We start from the raw sequence: 9,391 nt of genomic DNA, 5'->3' as shown, positions 1-9,391 counted from the left end.
TTAGATTCCTAGAATTTCTATTTTAAATATATTTTATAGGAATTTTAAAATAACTAGGTTATGCAAGAAGTCTATTATACAATTTAGTATCGTGGAAACACTAGTTAACACCTATTGTTTCCACAGACAATTTTAACATATTTCTTGGTGGTATTTTTTGGGTAACACTGTGAAATATGTTAGAAATTGTTTTGTGGGAATAGTACGGTAGTGCTATTCTCTTTTTTATTTTTCAGAAAGGAATACAAAAATGAAAATATATAATATGAAAAAATTACTAAGTTTATTAACCATAACAGCGTTGACAGCGAGCGTTCCTGCTCCATTGCTTGCCAACACAGTACAAACTCGTGTCAAAAGCGATGTTGGGACAACTGCCAAAGATGTCACAACTGGTTTTGAAATAAAAACAAAAGAGAAATTAGATAACTGAAAAAAAGTTTCTGCTAGTGATAATCTTTTCAAAAATATTGATAATAAATATTATTTTGTTGTTTGACATGGTTTATTTAGTAATGAATGAAAAATTAGTAAATTTAATAATAACGCTGAACAAATAAAAATATCTACTATTAGTACTTGGTTAATGAAAAATTTTGGAGATTTAACTGTTGGATATGGTGCAAATTGAAAACATTGAAAAAAAGATAATGGTACTTATTTTAAAGCGGTTTATCGATGGGGTGCTGTTGGCGAACCACAAACACCAGAAATAGACAGCAACGGAAATATAACAAATTGAAATATTGATAAAACACTATTTCAACAAGGAATATCGTTTTCACTTGCTGATGGTTTAAAAACGGCGACTTGGTCTAACGCTGGTGTGCGTTTGACAGTTGACGGGGAAACAAACATCAATATTGATAACCCAAATGTTACAGAAGTTTTATGAAATGGTGTTAAACAAAATATGTTGGGTGGTAAAGTAAATATCAATGTTAAACCTGAGTCTACTGAAAAGACCCATAAATTAGTTATCAAATATGATATTCGTGGAAAAAAATACACGAGCGAAGACATTGATGTTGTTATGGCGGCAAAAATAGAACCGGCAAAGCAAATTGTTAAAGAAAATTTAAGCGATATGATTAAATTTGATAATAACAATGATTTAGGAAATATCTTAGATAACAATGACGACACTATCAAAGCAGAAATTACAAATAAAAATAGTCGTCAAGTTGATTTTTCGCAAATTGAAATAACTGACAAAACAGATATTCAAACAACCTTATCAGCGATAGAAGGTAGCAAAAGTTATGCGGGTTCAGTGATAGTTAAATACAATATTGTGCCAGCGACGGTGGTTGATTTGAAGATTGATGTAACATCATCGGCAAATGGTGTTCAAATAGTTAAAGATTATTTAGCACAACTGGATAGTAGTAAAATGACAAACCCAGTTGATACATTTTATTATGCGAATGGGAAAAGCACAATCAAAATTAAACAACCACCGACCGGTAATGTTATAACTGGAACTATATATGGCTGTGATGAGCAATGAAATAAAACATCACATTCAAGCGCGATTGATCCAATAAATGGCTTAGAGATTGATAAAGGGCAATATGGTTCGGTTGATGGTCGTTATTTGATTGAATTGCAACATCAAGATTTACCAACGCATAAAAAAACTATTTATCTGCAAGTATCAGAGAAACAAAAAGTAGAACATTATTGGGATACACCAAATGGTAAACAATTTGAACAGTGAGCACAAGACCAAGAACAAGGATATGACAATATCCGTGGTTCTAGTGCTGGCCAGTTAAATAATTTGTTTGAGGTGTCGAAGACTTGAAAACAAAATCTAAAGCATTTAGATCTAAAATTGGATAACTTTGTTGTTGATAACATTAAAAATGTGACCCAAGATGAAATTGATACTTATAAAACAAAAATGCTTGCTAGTGTAAAAGCCCAAGTTGAAAAGTATGCTCCGAATGTTGTAGAAAACACTGACTATGTTATCAGCGTTGATAATCTTATTGTGGGTGATTGAACGACGAGCAAAGATGTCAAAGTTCAATCAGTTAGTGGTAGTACAAAACTGTTAAGTTTTACTGTCAAAACAATTCCAGCACAGCAAAAAAAACAACCAAACCCAATAACTCCTAATCCAGAACCAACACCAGTTAATAACAAGAAAACTGGTTTGGGTATTTGGGCTATCTTTGGCATTGTTGTTGGGTCGTTGTTGGGTTTATTTGTTCTTGGGTGGTTGTTTAAACGGTTTGTGATTAATCCGTTTATTTTAAAACCAATCCGCGATAAAAAAGAAAAAGCCTTTGTGGCAAAAACAGAAAAAGATATTGCACAAATGAAAATAGATGATGAAGAATGAGAAGCAAAACAAAAAGGAGATAAATAAGATGATGTTACTAGCGAACACAGGGGTAACTAGTTTACAAGAAATCGGCAATAAAATAATTTCCGTGGGAATGCCTATTCTAATCGGAATAGCAATCGTTATTGGTATTGTTATGGTGGCGTATTATGGCATTGCTGGGAAATTTGCCAAAAACGCTGAACAAAGCAGAGAAACGATTGCTCGCGTAACTTGGGTTGGTGTTTGTTTGGGAATTGTGATTTTGGCAAGTGCGATTGTGCTGGGTTTAAAAGATGTTATTTTATGCAATGCATAAAAAAAGGGGGGCGTTAAAAAATGGTGCAAAACAAAAAAGGGTTAAAAAACCCTTTTAGTGTTGGCAAGTCCGCCAAGACAAAGTCAACATCATTTAAAAATGTCATAGCCATTGTCAATAATATGATTAAGAAAATGGCTATTTTTCTTATTATAGCATTTTTGCCATTGATGTTAATAGCGGTAATTATTGTTGCTATCATTGCGGCAATTATCGCAATATTTACTCCTGACACAATCAATCATTTTACTAGTACTCCTGCCTCAGAATTGTTTATTCAATATAGTCAAAAAACTGCTGATAGTGGTGGGGATGCACCAAGTTGATTGCTTGGTAAAATTATGGAAGCAGTCTTTGCTATCTTATATATTATTTTCATAAAACCGTTGCTATGACTTTTAAGTAAATTCCAAGACATAATTTATTTTATGTCGGGTTGGAATTTGGCAAATCGTTTGTTGTTTGAAAATAATACCGACAGTGGTGTGCCGGCGTTATTTATTGTGATGTTGGCAATTGCCGGAATAATATTGGCTTTATTGCTTGCGATTCGCGCGATTGAAATAATGTTGGCGGATGAAAAACATAGTAAGTTAAAAATAACATTGCGTAATATGATTTTATTGTTTGTTGCAATTCCAACAATACCAGTTATTTTCTATACCTTGAATATTATTGTTAACTTGATAACCCAAGCCATTATGCAAGCAAGTAACTTGCAGTTGCAAAATATTGGTTTGTTTATATTTAATTCGTCGTTTGATAATGGGATACATGACTTTAATTATGTTCCTGCAAGTTGAACATTCAAAGATAGTGTTCACTTTAATTATTTGTTGTGCTTGTTCTCTGAGGGCTTTATGATATACATTTTCTTGCTGATTGCCTTGTTTTTATTCTGACGAACTGCGGAGTTATTAATTCTTTATGTGATATCGCCCGTTGTGATAGTATCGGCGATTCAAGATGAGGGAAGAAGATTTAAAAACTGAAAAGAATTAACTGTTGCTCGCTTTATTAGTTTTAATATGGTTTTCTTGGCGTATAGTTTGTTTTTATGGAGTATGTCTGTATTCGCGGAAATTGGCAAAGCCATTCCCGACCCAGCAACAAGACCAATTTTTACTTTATTAGGTATTTTTGCTTTTGGTATTGTTGTTGTTAAATCACCACAACTCTTGTCATCCTTGTTGGGTGGTAATACATCGTTGGGTGATGGTATTGGTAACATAATGGGATTGAAAGTAGCAACCAATGCCTTTATGACTGGTGGGGCGTTGACAGTTAGTGGTGTTCGCACCAGTTATAGTTTAAGTAAAAAAACTGCTCGCGGACTTGGCACAATGCGCGCATTTCATCGAGGGGTGAAAGAACACGGTTTTAAAAATGTTGCCAAGGCACAATTTAAAAACGCATTCACTGGCGATTATAAAAACCAACATAGTAAAACAAGTGAAAAAATTAATCAGTGGTTCACTGATAAATAATTTTTAAATTGTCGTTTGTAACGCATTGAAAGTTATTTTAATGAATAAAGAATTAACTCAATGTATTTAGAAAGGAAAAATAAATTATGGAAACAAAAGATAGTGAATGAGTAACAGTTAACATTATGGCTCGGCGAAAACTAAAACGAGAAACCGAGAAAGCTAATTTATTTTCAATCCCCGAACATAAGGGGTTATCGGTGTGAATTAGTAAAAAATGTATTCACGGTTCTCGCAACGGAAAAAATGGTTGGTGTCGGTATTAAAAAGAATGATGAATATACAATATGAACATATGACGTTGACAACAAACGACATTTAAAAATTAAAATTTGACCTTGTCAAATTTTAATCAATCTGTATCAAGCGGAATTTAAAAAAATTGTTGCTTGACTTAACAAGCAACAAGCAACAAAAAGCCTGGGAGGTGAATAATTATGGATGACAACAAAGCACGCATTATCACAAAACGAGCAAGTAAAATTCGTTTCACGATTTCCAATGCTCTTGGTGGAATTGGCAAGGTTGAAATTGCTATTATTGTAATTGATTTTTTAATTACAGCGTTGATTTTTTGTTTTCTATTTAAGTATCAAATAATTGCTAGTGTACTTATTACGATTTTTATGTGATTGATAAGTTTAATTTTAATGTTTCCAACAAAAAATGGTGCTAAACTATACAACGTTATTTGAATAGCATTAAAATACATTTTTGTTAAAAAACAAAATAACGATGTTTTAAAAATTAGTCAAATTAAAAAAATAGAAAATAACGTTATTTCTTTTTCAAATAAAGTTGCAGTTGTGTATCGCATTGAAGCGGTTGATATTTCTTTGGCTGATCAACAAGAACGCGATATCCCTATTTATAAATTATCTAGCATTTTCAAAACAATAGATATTGATTTTGAAATTTGTAAAATTCAAATTCCGTATGAATTTAACGAACAAATCAAACATATTGATAATTTGTTAGTCAAAGAAAAAAATGAGTTTAAAAAAACTCAGTTAGAAAATTTAAAAAATTGATATATGAATTTGCAATACAGTAATCAAAAATTAAAAACTGCTTACTTTTTAATGATTACTGGTGATAATGTGACTTTAATAAATCAAAAATTAAGATATNTTATTAATGAATTTGATAATAACATTAAATTTATNAAAGCAACATTGGAAGAAACAAGTTTATTAGTTCAACGCAATATTATTCCAACGAATAATNTTGTTGATAAACCACATAAANTTAGACAATTTGCTAATTATGTGACAGTTGATAATAAATTTATTTCTTATTTAACTGTATCACAATATCCGTTGCTTGTGCCTGATACTTGGTTGGGTTTTCTTGCAAATTTAAACAATGTTAATGTTAATATGAAAGTTCATCATATTTCAGAACAAGAAGCATTGAAATTGCTTGACCGTGCTATTAATCGTGCTGAAATTCAAACAACAAGCAAAACAAGCGAAGAAATTAAATATCAATCATACTTGGAACATTTTACAGAATTGATGAATATGGTTCAAAATGGCGGTGAAACCTTGAAAATGGTTTCGGTTATGTTTACTTGTTTTGCTGATACAAAAAAAGAATTAGATAGTATTAGAACGATGTTAATAAGTGAAATGACAAAAAAAGGTTTTGTCCCTGATGAATTAAAATTTCAGCAATTAAAAGCATATAATTTTGTCTGAAACAACAATATTAAAAATAGCATTGAGTGATGACAAGAAATGCCCATTATTTCTTTGGCAAGTAGTTATCCGTTTGTGGCAACACCTTTAAATGATAAGCATGGTTTTTTATTAGGAACGAATGATATTGATGAACCAATAAGTTTTGATATAAAACACCGTGATAGTCTTCGTAATAGCAGCAACGCCTTTATTGTGGGAATGACAGGGAGCGGTAAATCATTTAATGCTAAAAAACAATTAAATTGATTATATTGTAATAACACAAAGTTATATATTATTGACCCTGAGCGGGAATACCACCAATTAGCAAATTATTATGCTGGCGAAATTATCCCTATTGGTAAATCAGACAAGGCACGAATAAATCCGTTAGAGATTTTTTCAAATGATTTACTAGAACACATTTCTTTATTAGAACAATGGTTTAAGATTTTATATCCGTCTTTAACGGATATTGATTTAAGTTTATTACAACAAACGCTTTTAAAACTATACCAAGATTTTAAAATTACTGATAAAACGGAATTACATAAATTAACAGCGAGCGATTATCCTACACTATCAGATTTGTTTGTTTTAATTGAAAAACAAGAAAAAAGCGAACAAAACAAATCACATTTATACAATGTTTTATGAAAACTTGCTAAAGGAGCAGATGGTTATTTTTGAAACGGGATAAGCACCCTGTCGCTAAAAAGTGATTTAATTGTTTTTGATACCCACGAATTAACAGCAAACAAAAACCGACAAAATGCTCAATTGTTTTTAATGCTTTCCTTTTTGGATAAGGTTGTAAAACAAAACAAAGCCAAAAACCAAGCATTACCAATTGCTGAACAACAATGAATTTGCATTGCCATTGATGAAGCTCATTTATTAATTAATGAAAATAATACCTTGGCGTTGAATTTCTTGTTTGAAATGACAAAACGTATTCGGAAATATAACGGTATTTTGTATATTATGACGCAAAACATCAATGACTTTATGGGCAATGCAAATATTAAAACGCAAGCGCAAGGAATAATAAACAACTGTTTGTATCAGTTTGTTCATCATTTAGCGGCGAGCGATTTACAAGATTATGATAATTTAATTGCCTCAAGTGGGCGATTAAATCAATATCAAAAAGATACGATTGCAACTGCGCCAACGGGAACATGTCTGTTTTCGATTGGTGCTAATAACCGAATGTTATTAAATGTTGAAGCAAGTGAAATAGAACAAGAAACTTTTAGTTAGGAGATAGATTTATGCATAAAATAAAACAACAATACCAAAAACTTAATAAATTGCAAAAAGCAATCTTTTGAATTATTTTTGCTATATTAAGTTTTTTCTCGCTAGTTGCTTTAATTAATATTCCTATTTCGCTTGGCTATGCGGGAATAAAACTAAAATCGATTACTTGACAAAATTTTTCAACTGCATATGACAAAGATGTTTGTTTTAAAATTTCCGCAATTATTGGCACTATCGTTGTGGTTGTCTTTGCTGTTTTTATTGGTTATCAGAAATGACGGCATTTTGATATGTTTGCTTATGAACAAAAGAAAAAATCAAGAAAAAAAGAACAGGAATTTAAACAAATTCCACACGATAATTTGGTTATGTTAAATAATAAAATTGGTTTAATTAAAAAAAATTTAATTCAACACACAATACTTGTTGGAACAACAGGTAGTGGTAAAACAACAACATTAATACAAATTATTAAAGAGTTAAGGTTTAAATTTTGTGAAACAACTATCATTATTGATGGTAAGGGAGATATTGATTTAATTGAAAAAGTTAAACAACTAGACTCCAATACTTTTATTTGAGAAATTAGTGGTAACACAAAATATAACCCTTTTGCCAATAAAGATAAAGTTATTTTAGCGGATAAAATAATGTCGTTGTTCAACTTTTCCGAACAGTATTATCAAAATCTAGCACATAATTATTTGTTGTTGTTGCTTAATACACTTTTAAAAAATAACATTGCTATTACTTTTGATAATTTAGTTAAATACTTTCCTATTAAACAATTAGAAAAATTAATTGTTTTTAATGACAATAACCTTTCGTTATTATTAAATTTTGATGAAAAAGACATTAACGGTCTTTATAATCAGTTAAATGTTTACAACACACAATTAAACGATAGTTTGGGTAATAATAACAACTTGTTAGAATTGATTACTAAACATAAAACGATTTTGTTTAGTATCAATTCGTTGATGTATCCTAAACTAGCGGGTTCGGTTGGTAAAATCATTATCCAAGACTTAAAAGAATTAACCGCCCTAAAACCAGTTAATCAAAAAATTAATGTTGTTTTAGATGAGTTTAATGTCTTTGCGAGTGAAACGATTGTCAACTTGATAAATAAATCGCGAGCATTTAATTATCAATGTTTCTTGTCGTTTCAAACAATCAACGACCTAAAAACAAACAATATGAATTTAACAGATACCATTTTTGGAAATGTTAGCACTATTGTTTGTCATAACATTAAAGACCCCAACACAGCGGAATATGTTGCTAGTGTCTTTGGAACCCAAGAAACCGAAAAACTAACGCGACAACTTGACTTTAAAAATAATACGGCTGATATGGGTTCGGTGCGTTCGGTCGATGAGTTTGTTGTACATCCGAACGACCTAAAAACCCTTAAAATAGGTGAATGCTATTTAAAAACCACTCTTCCGAGTAGCAAATTATTTATTAAAAAAATTCAAGTAATTCCAAATTATTAAATCAATAATATTAAAAATTACTTACTTATCAGAAAGGAAATATATTATGAATAGACAAACAGTTCAAATTGAACAACACGTAAATTATCATTTTGTTAAATTACCACATGGTGGTCAATTTAAAGTTTTTAACCAGTTAGACAATCAAAAACACATGTGTAACTTTTTTGTCCATAAATCAGATGTTTTTAATATATACAGAATTATCAAATAAGGTGCGGGTTGGCGAAAACTACATTGTCGTGCCCAAAAAGGCCTGTATTAGAAACAAAAACAATCCTGATTGATAATAATGTTGGGATTAAAGTTTTTGGTGCCTATCATGTGTTTTATTTTGATGAAAGAATCAAAGCAACAGGATATGACGCGATGATTAAAACAAATATGTATCAATTTCATCACTTAAATACGCTTAAACGCCAATTTGAAAAATGACAAGCTGTTGAATCTCGTCTTCGTAAGTTTAAAAACCGCGAAGAATTTTTAGCCGATGTTGATAAAAAATATCAAACTGAATTACAAGCAATGTCAAAAAGAAAAACAGAATTTCAAGCTTCAATCAAAGCCAAACATTCTGCTAATAAAATAAATACACAAACAAGAGAAAATAATTCTCTTTTTGATGATTATAACACATTGTACGAAAAAAACAAGGGTGATCCACCAAAATTATGTGAAAACCATATACATTTTAGACCACTGATTTAGTCTTTAAATTAGAATGGAGATTAAAATGAAAAAGTATATGGTAACAAGCATTCTAACTGAAAATGAATTATATTCATTACAACGAAAAATAAAAAAATGAT

9 protein-coding genes are annotated in these 9,391 nt (G+C 30.6%); all 9 read left to right on the top strand.

What is annotated here, in order from left to right:
* The first annotated feature begins 250 nt into the window (after positions 1–250).
* On the top strand, positions 251–2,377 hold the full coding sequence (locus tag BST80_RS02480) for an adhesin (protein WP_415745817.1): 2,127 nt from the start codon (positions 251–253) through the stop codon (positions 2,375–2,377).
* Position 2,378: 1 nt separating this feature from the next.
* Positions 2,379–2,651, top strand: coding sequence for an Mbov_0395 family pilin-like conjugal transfer protein (locus tag BST80_RS02475; RefSeq protein WP_415745816.1), 273 nt, complete (start codon positions 2,379–2,381; stop codon positions 2,649–2,651).
* A 20-nt stretch (positions 2,652–2,671) separates the two neighbouring features.
* Positions 2,672–4,138 (top strand): Mbov_0396 family ICE element transmembrane protein, encoded by a 1,467-nt coding sequence (locus BST80_RS02470; RefSeq protein WP_415745815.1) that lies wholly within the window; start codon positions 2,672–2,674, stop codon positions 4,136–4,138.
* Positions 4,139–4,224: 86 nt separating this feature from the next.
* The gene (locus BST80_RS02465; RefSeq protein ID WP_415745814.1) at positions 4,225–4,404 is read left to right on the top strand and encodes a hypothetical protein; all 180 of its coding nucleotides are present in this window, start codon (positions 4,225–4,227) and stop codon (positions 4,402–4,404) included.
* The gene (locus BST80_RS02460) at positions 4,385–4,573 is read left to right on the top strand and encodes a hypothetical protein (protein ID WP_415745813.1); all 189 of its coding nucleotides are present in this window, start codon (positions 4,385–4,387) and stop codon (positions 4,571–4,573) included. The genes BST80_RS02465 and BST80_RS02460 overlap by 20 nt, the downstream gene beginning before the upstream one ends.
* Positions 4,574–4,575: 2 nt before the next feature.
* The gene (locus BST80_RS02455) at positions 4,576–7,083 is read left to right on the top strand and encodes an Mbov_0397 family ICE element conjugal transfer ATPase (protein WP_415745812.1); all 2,508 of its coding nucleotides are present in this window, start codon (positions 4,576–4,578) and stop codon (positions 7,081–7,083) included.
* 11 nt (positions 7,084–7,094) lie between these two features.
* The gene (locus BST80_RS02450; protein ID WP_415745811.1) at positions 7,095–8,582 is read left to right on the top strand and encodes a type IV secretion system DNA-binding domain-containing protein; all 1,488 of its coding nucleotides are present in this window, start codon (positions 7,095–7,097) and stop codon (positions 8,580–8,582) included.
* 46 nt (positions 8,583–8,628) lie between these two features.
* Positions 8,629–8,796 (top strand): hypothetical protein, encoded by a 168-nt coding sequence (locus BST80_RS02445; RefSeq protein WP_415745810.1) that lies wholly within the window; start codon positions 8,629–8,631, stop codon positions 8,794–8,796.
* Positions 8,797–8,804: 8 nt separating this feature from the next.
* A complete protein-coding gene (locus BST80_RS02440) occupies positions 8,805–9,290 on the top strand; it encodes a hypothetical protein (RefSeq protein ID WP_415745809.1) in 486 nt (161 codons plus the stop codon).
* The last annotated feature ends 101 nt before the right edge of the window (positions 9,291–9,391 follow it).

The sequence above is a fragment of the Spiroplasma sp. Moj genome (assembly GCF_016082285.1).
In the GTDB taxonomy this organism is placed as follows: Bacteria; Bacillota_I; Bacilli_A; order Mycoplasmatales; family Mycoplasmataceae; genus Spiroplasma; species Spiroplasma phoeniceum.
Note: the sequence above shows the minus strand (reverse complement) of the source record. Positions and strands in the feature narration are given on the sequence as shown.